Source organism: Streptomyces sp. BR1 (assembly GCF_052373795.1).
GTDB lineage: Bacteria > Actinomycetota > Actinomycetes > Streptomycetales > Streptomycetaceae > Streptomyces.
Genome location: NZ_CM126252.1, coordinates 4,287,127 through 4,303,555, shown reverse-complemented (window position 1 = coordinate 4,303,555; position 16,429 = coordinate 4,287,127). Strand labels below are relative to the sequence as shown.

General features: G+C 71.0%; 13 protein-coding genes and 1 tRNA gene. 8 read left to right on the top strand and 6 right to left on the bottom strand.

The annotated features are described in order from the left end of the window. Positions 1 to 208: 208 nt before the first annotated feature. Positions 209 to 1,870: a urocanate hydratase gene (gene hutU / locus ACT1U9_RS18790; RefSeq protein WP_444533877.1), complete on the bottom strand. Its 1,662-nt coding sequence runs from the start codon at positions 1,868 to 1,870 to the stop codon at positions 209 to 211. Positions 1,871 to 1,984: 114 nt separating this feature from the next. On the opposite strand from hutU, the gene ACT1U9_RS18785 reads away from it, so the two are divergent. Next, complete coding sequence (locus ACT1U9_RS18785) at positions 1,985 to 3,325, top strand: diaminopimelate decarboxylase (protein ID WP_444533876.1); 1,341 nt, start codon at positions 1,985 to 1,987, stop codon at positions 3,323 to 3,325. Positions 3,326 to 3,472: 147 nt separating this feature from the next. Here ACT1U9_RS18785 and ACT1U9_RS18780 read toward each other — a convergent pair whose 3' ends face one another. Beyond that, complete coding sequence (locus ACT1U9_RS18780) at positions 3,473 to 4,312, bottom strand: MurR/RpiR family transcriptional regulator (RefSeq protein WP_444533875.1); 840 nt, start codon at positions 4,310 to 4,312, stop codon at positions 3,473 to 3,475. 138 nt (positions 4,313 to 4,450) lie between these two features. On the opposite strand from ACT1U9_RS18780, the gene ACT1U9_RS18775 reads away from it, so the two are divergent. After that, positions 4,451 to 4,897 (top strand): hypothetical protein, encoded by a 447-nt coding sequence (locus tag ACT1U9_RS18775; protein ID WP_444533874.1) that lies wholly within the window; start codon positions 4,451 to 4,453, stop codon positions 4,895 to 4,897. A gap of 339 nt (positions 4,898 to 5,236) precedes the next feature. Here ACT1U9_RS18775 and ACT1U9_RS18770 read toward each other — a convergent pair whose 3' ends face one another. Further along, a complete protein-coding gene (locus tag ACT1U9_RS18770; RefSeq protein WP_444539173.1) occupies positions 5,237 to 6,232 on the bottom strand; it encodes an SGNH/GDSL hydrolase family protein in 996 nt (331 codons plus the stop codon). A 188-nt stretch (positions 6,233 to 6,420) separates the two neighbouring features. Here ACT1U9_RS18770 and ACT1U9_RS18765 point away from each other — a divergent pair, with 188 nt between their 5' ends. The 3 genes from ACT1U9_RS18765 to ACT1U9_RS18755 all read left to right on the top strand — a co-directional run bounded on the left by ACT1U9_RS18765 (position 6,421) and on the right by ACT1U9_RS18755 (position 10,450). Continuing rightward, positions 6,421 to 7,809 carry a cystathionine beta-synthase gene (locus ACT1U9_RS18765; protein ID WP_444533873.1) on the top strand — a complete coding sequence of 463 codons (1,389 nt, stop codon included), beginning with the start codon at positions 6,421 to 6,423 and terminating at the stop codon, positions 7,807 to 7,809. A gap of 261 nt (positions 7,810 to 8,070) precedes the next feature. Beyond that, a complete protein-coding gene (locus ACT1U9_RS18760) occupies positions 8,071 to 9,291 on the top strand; it encodes an acetyl-CoA C-acetyltransferase (protein ID WP_444533872.1) in 1,221 nt (406 codons plus the stop codon). Positions 9,292 to 9,673: 382 nt separating this feature from the next. Then, a complete protein-coding gene (locus ACT1U9_RS18755; protein ID WP_444539172.1) occupies positions 9,674 to 10,450 on the top strand; it encodes a hypothetical protein in 777 nt (258 codons plus the stop codon). 83 nt (positions 10,451 to 10,533) lie between these two features. Here ACT1U9_RS18755 and ACT1U9_RS18750 read toward each other — a convergent pair whose 3' ends face one another. Then, positions 10,534 to 10,881, bottom strand: coding sequence for a hypothetical protein (locus ACT1U9_RS18750; protein WP_444533871.1), 348 nt, complete (start codon positions 10,879 to 10,881; stop codon positions 10,534 to 10,536). A gap of 135 nt (positions 10,882 to 11,016) precedes the next feature. Between ACT1U9_RS18750 and ACT1U9_RS18745 the strand changes: the two genes are divergently transcribed. Then, complete coding sequence (locus tag ACT1U9_RS18745; protein WP_444533870.1) at positions 11,017 to 11,247, top strand: DUF4287 domain-containing protein; 231 nt, start codon at positions 11,017 to 11,019, stop codon at positions 11,245 to 11,247. 108 nt (positions 11,248 to 11,355) lie between these two features. On the opposite strand, the gene ACT1U9_RS18740 is transcribed toward ACT1U9_RS18745, so the two are convergent. Then, on the bottom strand, positions 11,356 to 12,228 hold the full coding sequence (locus ACT1U9_RS18740) for a Bax inhibitor-1/YccA family protein (protein ID WP_444533869.1): 873 nt from the start codon (positions 12,226 to 12,228) through the stop codon (positions 11,356 to 11,358). 353 nt (positions 12,229 to 12,581) lie between these two features. Then, a tRNA-Leu gene (locus ACT1U9_RS18735) sits at positions 12,582 to 12,663 on the bottom strand. Between the two features lie 399 nt (positions 12,664 to 13,062). Here ACT1U9_RS18735 and ACT1U9_RS18730 point away from each other — a divergent pair. Both ACT1U9_RS18730 and ACT1U9_RS18725 read left to right on the top strand, forming a co-directional pair. Beyond that, positions 13,063 to 13,833 carry an ABC transporter ATP-binding protein gene (locus ACT1U9_RS18730; RefSeq protein WP_188277349.1) on the top strand — a complete coding sequence of 257 codons (771 nt, stop codon included), beginning with the start codon at positions 13,063 to 13,065 and terminating at the stop codon, positions 13,831 to 13,833. Positions 13,834 to 13,895: 62 nt separating this feature from the next. After that, entirely contained in the window at positions 13,896 to 16,424 is a 2,529-nt protein-coding gene (locus ACT1U9_RS18725; RefSeq protein ID WP_444533868.1) for an ABC transporter permease, read from the top strand. Positions 16,425 to 16,429: the final 5 nt, after the last annotated feature.

The following is a 16,429-nucleotide window of genomic DNA, read 5'->3' as shown; positions in this document are numbered from 1 at the left end:
CCGCCCCTTCCCGAAACGCTCCGCGGGTGGGTGGGGGTGGGGGTAGGTGGGTTCTCCCGGGGGCTACGCCCCCGGACCCCCGGCGGGGCCTGCGGCCCCTGCACCCCGCTTTGAGGGGCGCGGGGAACTGCGCGACCAGCCCCCACCGGCATGGAGCCGACCGACGAGCCGGGGACGGGGTCACCCGGGGTCGACGGGGTGCCCCCCGTCACGCGTCACCCTCCCGCATGGGGACCCGTACCGACCGCTCGTCCGCGACCGACTCCGCGATGTCGTACCCCGCGTCGACATGCCGGATCACGCCCATCCCCGGGTCGTTCGTCAGGACGCGCCGGATCTTCTCGCCCGCGAGCGCCGTACCGTCCGCCACAGTGACCTGGCCCGCGTGGATGGAGCGGCCCATGCCGACGCCGCCGCCGTGGTGGATGGAGACCCAGGACGCGCCGGAGGCGACGTTGACCATGGCGTTCAGGAGCGGCCAGTCGGCGATCGCGTCGGAGCCGTCGAGCATCGCCTCGGTCTCGCGGTACGGGGACGCCACCGAGCCGCAGTCGAGGTGGTCGCGGCCGATGGCCAGCGGGGCCGCGAGCTCGCCCGACGCCACCATGTCGTTGAAGCGCTCGCCCGCCTTGTCCCGCTCGCCGTAACCCAGCCAGCAGATACGCGCCGGAAGCCCCTGGAAGTGGACGCGCTCGCCCGCCATCTTGATCCAGCGGTGCAGCGACTCGTTCTCCGGGAACAGCTCCAGCATCGCCTTGTCCGTCTTGGCGATGTCCGACGCCTCACCGGAAAGCGCCGCCCAGCGGAACGGGCCCTTGCCCTCGCAGAACAGCGGACGGATGTACGCCGGGACGAAGCCGGGGAACGCGAACGCCCGGTCGTAGCCCGCCAGTTGGGCCTCGCCGCGGATCGAGTTGCCGTAGTCGAAGACCTCGGCACCGGCGTCCATGAAGCCGACCATGGCCTCCACGTGCCGCGCCATGGACTCACGGGCACGGGTGGTGAAGCCCGCCGGGTCCTTCGCCGCGTACGACGCCATGTCGTCGAAGTCGACGCCCACCGGCAGATACGACAGCGGGTCGTGCGCCGACGTCTGGTCGGTGACGATGTCGATCGGCGCGCTCTCGGCCAGCATGCGCGGCAGCAGCTCCGCCGCGTTGCCGAGCAGGCCGATGGAGAGCGGCTTGCGCTGGTCGCGGGCCTCGACCGCCAGCTGGAGCGCGTGCTCCACGGAGTCGGCCTTCACGTCCAGGTAGCGGTGCTCGATACGGCGCTCGATGGCGCGCGGGTCGACGTCGATACAGATCGCGACGCCGTCGTTCATCGTCACGGCGAGCGGCTGGGCGCCGCCCATGCCGCCCAGACCGGCGGTCAGCGTGATCGTCCCGGCCAGCGTGCCGCCGAACTTCTTCGCCGCGACGGCCGCGAACGTCTCGTACGTGCCCTGGAGGATGCCCTGCGTACCGATGTAGATCCAGGAACCGGCCGTCATCTGGCCGTACATGGTCAGACCCAGCGCCTCCAGGCGCCGGAACTCCTCCCAGTTCGCCCAGTCGCCGACGAGGTTGGAGTTGGCGATGAGGACGCGCGGGGCCCACTCGTGGGTCTGCATCACTCCGACCGGGCGGCCGGACTGGACCAGCATGGTCTCGTCCTGCTTGAGGGTGCGCAGCGTACGCACCATCGCGTCGAAGGAGCGCCAGTCGCGCGCCGCCTTGCCGGTGCCGCCGTAGACGACGAGCTTGTCGGGGTGCTCGGCGACCTCGGGGTCGAGGTTGTTCTGGAGCATCCTCAGGGCGGCTTCCTGCTGCCATCCCAGGGCACTCAGTTCCGTACCGCGCGGTGCCCGTACGGGGCGGGGTCCTGACATGGCGAGGCCTCCTCACGACGTGACTCAGATATTCACATCCTCGCTGGCTGAATAGAACTAGTCAATACATCGGTACGTCTGCGCGTCGGCGCACCCGGTGATTGGCTTGATCCCATGACGGACATGCCCATGACCGGCACGGACGCGGCGGCGCGGCGCGAGCAGGCGGTGCGGGCGGCCGTGGAACAGGGCGCGGTCGGCCCCGGGGCGCCGCTCGCGGCCCTGCTCGACGTCACCGGCATCCGGGCGAGCGCGGCCGCGCTGACCTCGGCGTTCGCGGCCGTGACGACCGCGCCCGTGCTGCACGCGTTCGCCGTCAAGGCGTGCCCGCTGGTGCCGGTCCTGCGGCTGCTGTCCGCGCAGGGGCTCGGCGCCGAGGTCGCCAGCCCCGGCGAGCTGGCGCTGGCCCGCGCCGCCGGGGTCGGCCCCGACCGTACGGTCCTCGACTCCCCCGCCAAGACCCCCGCCGAGCTGCGCGAGGCCCTCGCCCTCGGCATCGCGGTCAACGCCGACAACCCGCAGGAACTGGCCCGCCTCGACGCGCTCGTGGCCGCCGCCCCGACCGCCTCGCCGCTCGGCCTGCGGATCAACCCGCAGCTGGGCGCGGGGTCCATCGACGCCCTGTCGACGGCGACGGCCACGTCGAAGTTCGGCGTCGCGCTACGGGACGAGGGGGCCCGCGAGTGGATCGTGCGGGCGTACGCGGACCGCCCCTGGCTGACCCGTCTGCACACCCACTCCGGCTCGCAGGGCGTGCCGCTGTCGCTCATGGCGGAGGGCGTACGGGTGGTCTTCGAGCTCGCCGAGGAGATCAACGCGCGCGTGGGCCGCCGCCAGATCGACACGCTCGACATCGGCGGCGGGCTGCCGGTCAACTTCCGCTCGGACGAGGAGACGCCCACGTACGAGGAGTACGCACGGCTGCTCGGCGAGCGCGTCCCCGGTCTGTTCGACGGGTCGTACGCGCTGGTCACCGAGTTCGGCCGGGCGCTGCTCGCCAAGCACGGGACGGTGCTCGCGCGCGTGGAGTACGCGAAGACGTCCGGGGGCCGTCCTGTCGCGGTCACCCACGCGGGCGTGCAGATCGCGGCCCGTACCGTGTACGCGCCCGCCTCGTGGCCGCTGCGGATCGCCGCGTACGACCCGAAGGGCCGCCCCAAGTCCGGCCCGCCCGTCGTCCAGGACGTGGCCGGTCCGGCGTGCTTCGCGGGGGACCTGCTGGCGCGCGAGCGGGCGCTGCCGTTGCTGGAGCAGGGCGATTATGTGGCCGTGCTCGACACGGGCGCGTACTACTTCGCGCACCACTACGCGTACAACAGCCTTGCCAGGCCGGGGGTTTACGGCTTCACCGCGTCGGCGGAGGGTGTGCGGTTCGCGGTGGTGCGTCCGCCCCAGGCGGTGTCGGAGATCGTGGCGGAGGCCGGGGGTGCGGCCCGGGATGCGCTGCTGTTCTAGCGGATCCCCCACCCCGCCCCTTCCCGAAAGCCTCCGGCGGATGTCGTTCGTCTACGGCCCGGCGGGGGCTGATCGCGCAGTTCCCCGCGCCCCTAGGTATTGAGGGGCGCGGGGAACTGCGCGAGCAACCCAGCACGGTCCGCAGGGTTACTCCACGAACAGGCCACGCGCCGCGGCGCCCGCGTCGAAGTCCTCCAGGCGGGCCTGCGCGTCGGGGAGGTCGTCGCACATGGCCTCCAGCAGCACACGACCCAGCAGCATCGGCGCGCAGGCCGTGTCGAAGGCCAGGCCCGTGCCGACCGCCGCCGGGATCAGGAGGTCACTGAAGCGCGCCACCGGGGCGAACGCGGAGTCGGCGACCGTGACGACCGTCAGACCCGACGACCGCGCGTACGACAGCGTCTCCACGACCTCCTTCGGATGCCGCGGCAGCGCGAAGCACAGGAGCGCCGACGCCCCGGCCCGAACCGCCGCGTCGACGCGGTCGACCAGCATCGACCCGCCCTCGTCGAGCAGCCGTACATCCGGGTGCACCTTCGCCGCGAAGTACGCGAAGCCCCGCGCCTGCGACGAGGCGGCCCGGAGCCCCAGGACCGGCAGCGGGCGGGAGGCGGCGAGCAACCGGCCCGCCTGCTCCACCGGCGACGGATCGGCCAGCAGCCCCACCAGATGCCGCAGGTTCTCGATCTCCGCCTGGACCGCCTGCTGGTACTCGTTGTACCCGTCCTCGTCCCCCGAAGGGGCCGCCACCGGCGCCACCTCGCGCAGATGGCGGCGCAGGGCCGGATACCCGTCGAAGCCCAGGGCGACCGCGAAGCGGGTCACGGACGGCTGGCTGACACCGGCGAGTTCGGCGAGCTCCACACTCGACAGGAACGGCACGTCGGCGGCGCGGCGCACCATGCTGTGCGCGATCCGCCGCTGGGTCGGGGTGAGCCGGCGCCCCTCGAAGAGCTGCTGCAACCGCGCGGCAGGGCTGTCGCTCATGCCGGCCCCCTTCCTCTGTCCAGATGTGCCACACCCAGAATATTCAGTCGCCCCGCACTCTGCATGACCATATGCAGCCGGGCAAGTACGGGGGCTACCCCCACTGTGCCCGTGCCGACCGCTGCGTACCGTAAAAGCATGGAAGCCCGCGACACTGAGCTCAGGAACGGTCCGCTTCAGGACGCCGAGCTGAAGAAGGAACTCGACGCCACCCTGCACGCCCGGCGGGAGCTGGGCCCGGAGTACGAGAGCGCCCTCCTGGAGTCGTTCCTGGAGAAGGTGGAGCAGCGCGTCGACGGGACGGTGGACCGCCGGGTGCGGCGCCAGCTGGCCGAGCAGCAGATGGTGGTGGCCCGGGGCGGCCGCCCGGCCGCGCACAACGACGGCGACATCAGCTTCGGCGAGCGCTTCGGCTTCGGCATGATCTCGCTGATCCTCGCCATCCCGCTCTCCGCGATCGGCGCCGTGAACGCCGGGCTGAGCGGTCTCTTCGTCACCTGGGCCGGCATCCTCGGCGTCAACGCCGTCCACGCCACCCGCCCCTGGCCGTGGCCCCGCCGCGACCGCGGCGGCGACACGGACTGAGACCCGGACGCCTTCGTACGTAACCGAGCTCTCGTACGTACGGGAAGAAGCTGAGCGCGGGGACCGCCGCACCCCCGGTCGCCCGGGGGGCGGGACGACGGCGGTCCCCGCGAGGGACACGGTCCCGGGTCAGGGCCGGTCACCGCGTCCTGGGCGTCGGAGGTCCGGGAGCCGCTCCGGAGGTCCATGACGCCGTTGGTGGTGCCGCCGGGGTCTCCCCCGCCGACATCCACCAATGTGCCGTACCCGTGTTAAGGGGGTGCTGCGCCAACGTGTCGCGCTCGTACCAGTTCCGCGACCAACGCACCCGAAGGCGGCCCCTGCTGACGGTCCGCCGGATCAGGGGTGGGCCGGGTGCGCCGGGTGCGCGGTGGACGGCTCGGTCGCGGGCGGCAGGCGCCGCCGGCGGCGGTGCTTGAGCAGCGCCCAGGGCGCGCGGGCGCCGCTGACCTCGGTACCGGCCTCCGCCGCCGCCTCGGCCGCGGCCTTGGCGACCGGCAGGATGTCCTCGTCGCGGTCCGCCTCCAGCTGGTCGGCGTCGGGCCACAGCCCCAACGAGGCGCACAGCGTGGGCAGTACGGCCATCGCGGCCGTCGCGTAGCCCTCGGCCGAGGGGTGGTAGTTGTCCGGGCCGAACAGCTCGCGCGGGTTCGCCTCGAACTCGGGGCCGAGCAGATGGCCGAGCGACACGGTCCGGCCGCCCTGCTCCACCACCACGATCGTCTGGGCGGCGGCGAGCTGGCGCGAGACCCGGCGGGCCAGCCAGCGCAGCGGCTGGTAGACCGGCTCCACCGAGCCGAGGTCGGGGCAGGTGCCGACGACGACCTCGGCCCCGGCCGTGCGCAGCCGGCGCACCGCGCCCGCCAGATGGCGTACCGAGGTGGTGGGCGGCATCCGGTGGGTGACGTCGTTGGCGCCGATCATGATCACGCACACGTCGGGGATGCGGACCGGGTCGCCGAGCATCAGCGAGACCTGGCGGTCCAGGTCGTCCGACTGGGCGCCCGGCTGGGCCACATTGCGCAGGGTGACCATCTGCTCGGCGACCGCGGCGAGCCCGGAGGCGAGCAGCGCCCCCGGCGTCTGCCCGGCCCTCCGCACGCCCTGGCCGGCCGCCGTGGAGTCGCCCAGGATGCCCAGGCGCAGCGGGGGCGAGCCGTTGGCGTACGCGACCCCGTACAGACCGTCGGCGCTCGGCGGGTGCGGCGCGCTGCCGCCCCGCACCGAGCGCTTGGCCAGCGCCGCCTCCGCGAGCAGCACGCCGACCGCCGCGGCCCCGATCAGGCCGATGCCGCCCCCGCCGAACGCCGCCCCGGCCGCGATGCGGCGCGCCACCCGCGCCCGCGACCCGGCCGAACCGGTCAACACACTCCCAGCCACCGCCACCTCCTTGGCCACCTCCTAGGAGCCGTACATCAGCTACCTGCCCGGTGACAGGTGTCGCTCAATCACGCCGTGAGGTGAACACGCCCGCACTGTGCGCATACGCTGGCGGCACCATCACGGAGACCCCGGAGACAACGGTGCAATTCCACGACTCGATGATCAGCCTCGTCGGCAATACCCCGCTGGTGAAGCTCAACAGTGTGACCGCGGGCATCCAGGCGACCGTCCTGGCCAAGGTCGAGTACTTCAACCCCGGCGGCTCGGTCAAGGACCGTATCGCCGTGCGCATGATCGAAGCGGCGGAGCAGAGCGGCGCGCTCAAGCCGGGCGGCACCATCGTCGAGCCCACCTCGGGCAACACGGGTGTCGGTCTCGCGATCGTGGCCCAGCAGAAGGGCTACAAGTGCATCTTCGTCTGCCCGGACAAGGTGTCGCTCGACAAGATCAACGTCCTGAGGGCGTACGGGGCCGAGGTCGTCGTCTGCCCGACGGCGGTCGACCCGGAGCACCCGGACTCGTACTACAACGTCTCTGACCGCCTCGTGCGCGAGACGCCCGGCGCCTGGAAGCCGGACCAGTACAGCAACCCGAACAACCCGCGCTCGCACTACGAGACCACCGGTCCGGAGCTGTGGGAGCAGACCGACGGGAAGATCACGCACTTCGTGGCGGGCGTCGGCACCGGCGGCACCATCTCCGGCACCGGCAAGTACCTCAAGGAGGTCTCCGGCGGCTCGGTGAAGGTCGTCGGCGCGGACCCCGAGGGCTCGGTCTACAGCGGTGGCTCCGGCCGTCCGTACCTGGTCGAGGGCGTCGGCGAGGACTTCTGGCCGACGGCGTACGACCGTGAGGTGACGGACGAGATCGTCGCCGTCTCCGACAAGGACTCCTTCCAGATGACCCGCCGCCTCGCCAAGGAGGAGGGCCTGCTTGTGGGCGGCTCCTGCGGCATGGCGGTCGTGGCGGCGCTGCGGGTGGCGGAGGGCCTGGGCCCGGACGACGTGGTCGTCGTCCTGCTCCCCGACTCCGGCCGCGGCTACCTGTCCAAGATCTTCTCGGACGAGTGGATGGCCGGGCACGGCTTCCTGGAGGAGGCGGGCCCGTCCGCCCGCATCGGCGACGTCCTCGCCGACAAGGAGGGCGCGATGCCGTCCCTCGTCCACATGCACCCCGAGGAGACGGTCGGGGAGGCGATCGAGGTGCTGCGCGAGTACGGCGTCTCGCAGATGCCGATCGTGAAGCCGGGCGCGGGGCATCCGGATGTGATGGCCGCGGAGGTCATCGGCTCGGTGGTGGAGAAGGAGCTCCTGTCCGCCCTCTTCGCCCAGCGTGCCTCGCTTTCCGACCCGCTGGAGAAGCACATGAGCGCACCGCTGCCGCAGGTGGGGTCGGGTGAGCCGGTCGCCGAGCTCATGGCCGTGCTCGGCGAGGCGGACGCCGCGATCGTCCTGGTCGAGGGCAAGCCGTCGGGCGTGGTGAGCCGCCAGGACCTCTTGGCGTTCCTTGCCAAGGACACGGCGAAGTAGTTCCCGCTTCTTGGGCCCCCACCCCACCCCTTCCCGAAAGCCTCCGGCGGTCGTCGGTCGGCTGCGGGCCGGTGGGGGCTTGTCGCGCCCACGCGGCGGAGCCGCAAATGTCACAGCCCCGCGCCCCTAGGTAGTCAGGGGCGCGGGGGGCTGAGCGGGCGCTTAGAAAAGAGGTCCGCATCACACGCGTCGGGCGATGACCAATTACGTACGTACGGGTAACTTCCCAGAGAGCCAGCCCGCTTAGCCTCTGGAGCCGTGATGCCCGAAGCCGTGATCGTTTCGACCGCTCGTTCCCCCATCGGCCGCGCCTTCAAGGGCTCCCTCAAGGACGTCCGCCCGGACGACCTCACCGCCACGATCATCCAGGCCGCCCTCGCCAAGGTCCCCGAGCTGGACCCGCGCGACATCGACGACCTGATGCTCGGCTGCGGCCTCCCCGGCGGCGAGCAGGGCCACAACCTCGGCCGGATCGTGGCCGTGCAGATGGGCATGGACCACCTGCCGGGCTGCACGATCACCCGCTACTGCTCGTCCTCGCTCCAGACCTCCCGTATGGCGCTGCACGCCATCAAGGCGGGCGAGGGCGATGTCTTCATCTCCGCCGGTGTCGAGATGGTGTCGCGGTCCGTCAAGGGCAGCTCCGACGGGATGCCCGACACGCACAACCCGCTCTTCGCCGACGCCGAGGCCCGTACGGCCACCGTCGCCCAGAGCGAGGGCGCCTCCTGGCACGACCCCCGCGAGGACGGCCTGATCCCGGACGCGTACATCGCGATGGGCCAGACCGCCGAGAACCTGGCGCGGCTCAAGGGCGTCACGCGCGCGGACATGGACGAGTTCGGCGTCCGCTCGCAGAACCTCGCCGAGGCCGCCATCAAGAACGGCTTCTGGGAGCGGGAGATCACCCCGATCACCACCCCGGACGGCACGGTCGTCAGCCAGGACGACGGCCCGCGCGCCGGCGTCACCCTGGAGGGCGTCCAGGGCCTCAAGCCCGTCTTCCGCCCCGACGGCCTGGTCACCGCCGGCAACTGCTGCCCGCTCAACGACGGCGCCGCCGCGCTGGTCATCATGAGCGACACCAAGGCCCGCGAGCTCGGTCTGACCCCGCTGGCGCGGATCGTCTCCACCGGTGTCACCGGCCTGTCCCCCGAGATCATGGGCCTGGGCCCGGTCGAGGCGTCGAAGCAGGCTCTGAAGCGCGCCGGGCTCACCGTCGGCGACATCGACCTGTTCGAGATCAACGAGGCGTTCGCCGCCCAGGTGATCCCGTCGTACCGCGACCTGGAGATCCCGCTCGACAAGCTGAACGTGAACGGCGGCGCCATCGCGGTGGGCCACCCCTTCGGCATGACCGGCGCCCGGATCACCGGCACGCTCATCAACTCCCTCCAGTTCCACGACAAGCAGTTCGGTCTGGAGACGATGTGCGTCGGCGGCGGCCAGGGCATGGCCATGGTCATCGAGCGGCTGAGCTGAGCTGCAGCGGAGGGTAGGGGTCGTCCGAGGAACGAGGACGGCACCTGCCCGCAGCGGAAGCGAAGCGCGACCAAAGAAGCGAGCGCCTCAGCTGATCGAGCGGCCGAGCCGACAGCCCTGCCTGACGGCCTGTGCTGACACCTTTCAACCGCTGCGCCACCGGTTCGTGACCGAATCTCCCCCAGGATGTGACGTACGTCCCGGGGGAGAGGCATTCCCGCAGGTCACGGCGTTTCTGGGCTAAACCTCGGGCAGAAAGACCTGCCCATTTCGTGACGTAATGCACTGACAGGACGAGCGGGCCCACGACAAGCTGATGTAGGAAGTCGGGGAATCGTTTGAATCCGGGAGTAAGTCAGTGAGCGCCATGTCTCTTGCCCTGCTGCTGACCACGGCCGCTGCCACGGCCGTGGGCGCCGCTGCCCTGCACGCAGCCCATGGGCTGCGCAAGCAGGTCGTGGCGCTGCGCGCCGACCTCGCGGCCGACCGCGCACCCCTCTCCGCCACCGTGCCCCACCAGGCACGCGGCGCCGAGACCCCGCTCGCCGAGATACGCGCGGCCGTCGCCGAGGCGCTGGCCGAGGAGCGCGAGCGCGAGCTGGCCGAGGCGCGCGCGTTCTGGGCCGCGCAGGAGGCGCGGGACGCGGCGGACACCCCGTCGCTCCTGGGCGGCCTGGCGGGCCTGGGCGACGACGCCGCGCTGTTCCTGCCCCGGCAGTCCGACTTCGCCGGCCTGGAGGCCACGGAGCTGGGCGTGGAGCCGTACGAGGAGTTCCCCGAGGACTCCCCGGAGCTCGCGGCCGCCCGCCGCCGGCATCCCTCGCACCCCGACTTCGTCCCGGTCCAGACGCCCGTCGTGGCCGACCACGAGTCCACGGTCTCGCGTCTGGAGACGCTGGCCGAGACGGGTACGGCGCTGACCGACGTGCGGCCGGGGCCGCTCGGCACGCTCGATGTGTACGTGTTCGCCGACGGCACCACGCTGTGTATGACCCCGGGTCACCGGGAGACCTCCGAGCGTCTCGCCGAGGCGCTGCGCGAGGGGGAGTCGCCGGTGCTGCTGGGCGGGTCGGGGATTTCCGGTGCGTACGCTCTGACGTTCTCCTGCGGTGAGGAGAGCGTGTACATCCTCGCGGACCGGGTCATCGCGTCGCTGTAGCGTGTGTACGGGCCCGCAGGGGCTCGTGAAGGGCCTGTACGGCTGCGGACCGTGCGGGGCTGGTCGCGCCGTTCCCCGCGCCCCTAGCGGGGCCCGGAGCCGCGGCCCTGGAAAGCCCGCTGCGCGGCTTCCTCGATCAACCCCACGGCCTCGTCCAGCATCTCGGACGAGGCCGCTGTCGTGCTCCGCAGCGCCTCGGCCAAATCGCGGCCCGCTACCGAGACTTGGTCCGCGACCGCGAAGGCGCCCGCATCCGGCATCACGTGCGGCTCACAGGACGGGGTCTCCAGGCGCTGGGCCCGGGCCGACAATTCCCTGGCCAGGGCCAGGCCTTCGGCGGCGGCGCCGCGTCGCAGGCGGCTCTCGGGGGCGGCCCGCAGGCGGTCGGCGAAGCGGTCGGTCGCGGCGAGGAGCGGGGTCACATCTAGCACGCCGCGACCCTACGCGCCGCTCCGGGACTGTTGCCAATACGCGAACGCTCAGGCACGGTGACGTGAAGGACCCTCTCCCGCGCTCCGGGCTCCGCCCGAACGGGAGACCCCCAGGCAATGCGTCCGGAGGCGCCGATGTCCCAAGTCTTCTCCGAAGAAACCCATCGCAACCTGCTCTCCCGCATCCCCCATTGCACCGGTCGTGAAGTCTCCGACTGGCTCCGCACCGTCGACGAAGGCCCTTCCCTCGTACGGTTCGAGGAGAAGGTCAGCTGGCTAAGGAGCGAGCACGATCTCGCGTACGGCCACGCCAAGGCGATCATCCACGAGTACGACCTGCGGCGGGCCGCGCGCCGCCTGCTCTAGGAGAGGTAGGAATCCCCCGTACCCGAAGGCCGACGACCACAAGGCCGACGCGAAGGGGCCCGCCCGGCGACTGCCGGACGGGCCCCTTCGCGCTTGGCTGAGCGGGCGTCAGTCGTCGCCCTGGAGGATCGCCACCAGACGCAGCATCTCCAGGTAGATCCAGACCAGCGACATCGTCAGACCGAACGCGGCCAGCCACGACTCCTCGCGCGGGGCGCCGTAGGTGATGCCGTCCTCGATCTGCTTGAAGTCGAGCGTCAGGAAGAAGCAGCCGATCAGGATGGCGAGCACGCCGACCGCGAAGCCGAGCGGGCCGAAGCTGCGCAGGCCCCCGCCGCTGGCACCGCCGAAGGCGACCACCAGCAGGTTGACCATCGTCACCACGACGAACGCGATGGCGATGGTCATACCGATACGGGCGTAGCGCGCGGTCACGCGGACCCAGCGCTGCTTGTACGCGAACAGCGTGGCGCCGGAGACCGCCAGCGTGCCGAGCACGGCCTGGAACGGGGCGCCGGACCAGCGCTCGTTGTACATCTCGCTGATGACGCCGAGGAAGACACCCTCGAACGCGGCATAGCCGATGATCAGCGCCGGGACGGGCTTCGCCTTGAAGTTCTGGATCATCGCGAGGACGAACGCCACGAGCGCCGCGCCGACCGCCAGCCCGTAGCTGGTCGTCGAGACCGGCAGCAGGGCCCAGGCGAGCACCGCGCCGAGCGCGACGACGCCGAGCGTGATGGCGGTGCGCGAGACGACGTCGTCCATCGTCATCACGTTGCCGCGGGCCGGGGCCTGCGGGGCGCCGTACTGCGTGTCCTGCTGCGCGTAGGGGTTCGTCGCGTACGGGTTCGCCTGCGGCTGGCCGTACGGGGCCTGCGCGTACGGGTTGCCCCCGGCCTGCGGCGCGGTGTTGAAGCCCGCGTAGCCGTTGTCGCGGCTGAACCCCCGTCGCGAGAAGACCGGGTTGCTGCTCCTCATCTCACTCCTCCATGGCCACCGAGCGCGGCCTTGACGTCAAGGGTAATGGGAACGCAAAACATTCACCCTAGTGCTCTGGGAGGATCTTTCCGCGCCACATCCGACTCACACCAGGGTTCCACGGTCACAAGAGTGCCACGGGGGCGGGTCCCGGGTGCGGCGGAGCGCGCGGACGGCCCCGGATCCCCGGGCCGTGCCTGGCGGGACGCCCGGGACGGGAGCGGGCGGTGGGGCGCGGCGGTGGCGGGAACCTTGCGGAAGTGTTTACCCGGACGCCACCCATTCGCCGAAATACGGTACTTCCGCCCACCGAATTAACGGTTCTCTGCTTAGCTCCCCGAGGGGGCGTGAGGTGCCCGGAGCCGGACTTGAACCGGCACGGCCCGAGGGCCAGCGAGGTTTAAGCTCGCCGTGTCTGCTTTCCACCATCCGGGCTGGTCGCGCGGTTCTTACGTTCGCCCGAAGAGCCTATCCGGACGCGTCCCTCACACGGCGGAACGATGGCCGATGTTGTCTTATTTTATTGGCGTCTGAGGGTGCGTCAGGCCACCCGACGATGGCTCCGGCACATGCCGGAGGCGGTTGGCGGGCATACCGGTCAGCCGGACTGTACGTAACGGAATGACGCGAATTCGACGCCCCCGCGCGCACCCCCGCAGCGACCGGCGCCGCCGGGGGTCTCTCAGGGGTGGCGTCATACCCCAGGAGGAGGCGAGTAGTGCTCGCATAAGACTCAAGTGGGCCGGAGAACGGGCACAGGGACTGACGTTCCGGGGGTGCGACGGCATCGAGGATGGAGTAGTCCCCAGCACCGCGTCCTGACAGGAGTCCTCCGTGACCACCATCCCCACCGCACACCGCGCCACCGCGGTGGCCGCCCGCGCCACCGAGCTGTCGAAGGTCTACGGCGCGGGCGAGACCCAGGTGGTCGCGCTCGACCGGGTGTCGGTCGACTTCCGCCAGGGCGAGTTCACCGCGATCATGGGCCCCTCGGGCTCCGGCAAGTCGACGCTGATGCACTGCGTGGCCGGGCTCGACTCGTTCAGCTCCGGGTCGGTGCGCATAGGCGACACCGAGCTCGGCTCGCTCAAGGACAAGCAGCTCACCCAGCTGCGCCGGGACAAGATCGGCTTCATCTTCCAGGCGTTCAACCTGCTGCCGACGCTGACCGCGGCCGAGAACATCACGCTCCCGATGGACATCGCGGGCCGCAAGCCCAACAAGGAGTGGGTGGCCAAGGTCATCGAGATGGTCGGCCTGTCCGGGCGTCTGTCCCACCGCCCCACCCAGCTCTCCGGCGGCCAGCAGCAGCGCGTGGCCGTGGCCCGCGCGCTCGCCTCCCAGCCCGAGATCATCTTCGGTGACGAGCCGACCGGAAACCTGGACTCCCGCTCCGGCGCCGAGGTCCTGGGCTTCCTGCGCAACTCGGTGCGCGAGCTCGGCCAGACCGTGGTCATGGTCACCCACGACCCGGTCGCCGCCTCCTACGCGGACCGCGTGATCTTCCTCGCCGACGGCCGCGTGGTGGACGAGATGCTCCACCCGAGCGCCGACGGCGTGCTCGACCGCATGAAGGAGTTCGACGCGAAGGGTCGTACGAGCTGAACCACGGGCCGACCGGCCCCAGCCACCGCCCTGTTCGCACTCCCCCAGGACTGAGAAAGCCCATGTTCAAAACCGCCCTGCGCAACGTGCTGGCGCACAAGGCCAGGCTGTTGATGACCGTGCTCGCCGTGATGCTCGGCGTCGCCTTCGTCTCCGGCACGCTGGTCTTCACCGACACCCTCAAGAGCGCCTTCAAGAACCAGTCGGCCAAGAGCTACGACAACGTGGCCGTCGCCGTCACCTCGTACCACAACCGCGACGACGAGAAGCAGGACCCGGGCGTCAGCAAGCAGACCGTCGCCAAGATCGAGGCGCTCGACGGGGTCTCGTCCGTCAACGGGCGCGTCGACGGGTTCGCCGGTGTGGCCGACCAGCACGGCAAGCTGATCGGGCAGGGCTGGGCCAACAAGGGCGGCAACTTCTCGCCGAGCAAGGACGGCAAGGACCCCTCGTACACCTTCGCCGACGGCTCGGGGCCGGTCCAGGACGGCCAGATCGCCCTCGACAAGGACACCGCCGACAAGGGCAAGTACAAGGTCGGCGACCGGGTGCGGGTGGCCACCAACGGGCCGGTGAAGACGTACACCCTCTCCGGTGTCTTCACCACCGAGGACGGCGCGGTCAACGCGGGCGGCAGCCTGGTGCTGTTCGACACCAATGTCGCCCAGAAGCTGTACCTCAAGCCCGGCTTCTTCCAGAACGTCAACATCTCCGCCAAGCCCGGCGCCGACGCGACGAAGATCCTCAACGAGGTCAAGCCGCTGCTGCCGGAGCACGCCGAGGCCAAGACCGGCCAGGCGCTCGCCGACCAGGAGGCCAGCGACATCGAGCACGGCCTCAGCGCGCTGAGCCAGACGCTGCTCGCCTTCGCCGCGATCGCCCTGTTCGTCGGTGTCTTCCTGATCTCCAACACCTTCACCATGCTGGTCGCCCAGCGCACCCGTGAGCTCGCCCTGATGCGTGCCGTCGGCGCCTCGCGCTCGCAGGTGCGGCGCTCGGTGCTCGCCGAGGCGCTGGTGGTCGGCACGCTCGCCTCCACGGTCGGCTTCGGGCTCGGCCTCGGCCTCGCGGTCGGGCTGCGCTCCGGCATGGACGCCTTCGGCATCAAGCTCCCGGCCGGTTCGCTGATCGTCTCGTCGACCCCGGTCATCGCCGCGCTCGCCGTCGGCGTCCTGGTCACCCTGATCGCCGCCCTGCTGCCCGCCTGGCGCGCCGCCAAGATCCCGCCGGTGGCCGCGATGAACAGCGTGCACGGCGTCGCCACCACCAAGTCCCTGGTCGTACGGAACACCATCGGCGCGATCATCACGCTGCTCGGCGCGGGCGCGGTCCTCTCGGGTGCCGCGACCGGCAAGGACGGCAAGACCATGATCGGCCTGGGCGCCTTCCTGGCCCTGGTCGGCATCATCATCCTGATCCCGCTGCTCTCCCGCCCGGTCATCGCGCTCGTCCGCCCGGCGCTGGCCAAGATGTTCGGTGTCTCCGGCAAGCTGGCCAGCCAGAACGCGGTCCGCAACCCGCGCCGCACCGGCGCCACCGCCTCCGCGCTCGCCATCGGCCTGACCCTGGTCACCGGTCTGTCGGTGCTCGGCGTCACGCTGGGCAAGTCGATCGACAAGACGACGACGGACAACATCAAGGCCGACTACATGGTCCAGATGGCCAGCGGCGGCGACCTGGACAAGTCCGTGGTGCCGGAGCTGCGCAAGGCCGCGGGCGTCACGGCGGTCTCGCCGAAGCAGTCCTCGTACCTCAAGCTCGGCGACTCGCACCAGGAAGTCGCCGGTGTCACGCCGGGCGACATCGAGCGGGTCATGCGCCTGGAGACGGTCTCCGGCTCGCTCGCCACCCTCGGCAAGGGCCAGGTCGCCGTCGACGACGAGACCGCGACCGAGCACGACTGGAAGGTCGGCACCCGGCTGCCCGTCGAGTTCGACGACAAGAAGACGGCGCAGCTCACCGTGGGCGCGGTCTTCAAGAAGCAGGACTTCCTGTCCTCGGTCCTCGCCTCGACCACGGTCCTCGACCCGCACGAGACCCGGCCGTTCATCCGCCAGGTGTTCGTGAAGATGGACGGCGGGGCCACCAAGGCCAATGAGCAGGCGCTGGTCAACGCCCTCGGCGACAACCCGGCGATCAGCTTCATGGACCAGCAGGACATCCGCGACACGTTCGGCGGCATGATCAACACGCTGCTGAACATCATGTACGGCCTGCTCGCGATGGCGCTGCTCATCGCCGTCCTCGGGGTGGTCAACACGCTGGCCATGTCGGTCTTCGAGCGCCAGCAGGAGATCGGCATGCTGCGGGCGATCGGCCTGGACCGCCGCCGCGTCAAGCGCATGATCCGCCTGGAGGCCGTCGTCATCTCGGTCTTCGGCGCGGTGATCGGCGTGGGTCTCGGTACCTTCCTGGCCTGGGCCATCGGCCAGACCATCAAGGGCTCGGTCCCGGAGTACGCGCTGGTCATCCCGTGGGACCGGATCGCGCTCTTCCTGTTCCTCGCGGGCCTGGTGGGCGTCCTTGCCGCCCTCTGGCCGGCCCGCAGCGCCGCCCGCCTGAACATGCTGACGGCGATCAAGACGGAGTAGCAGTA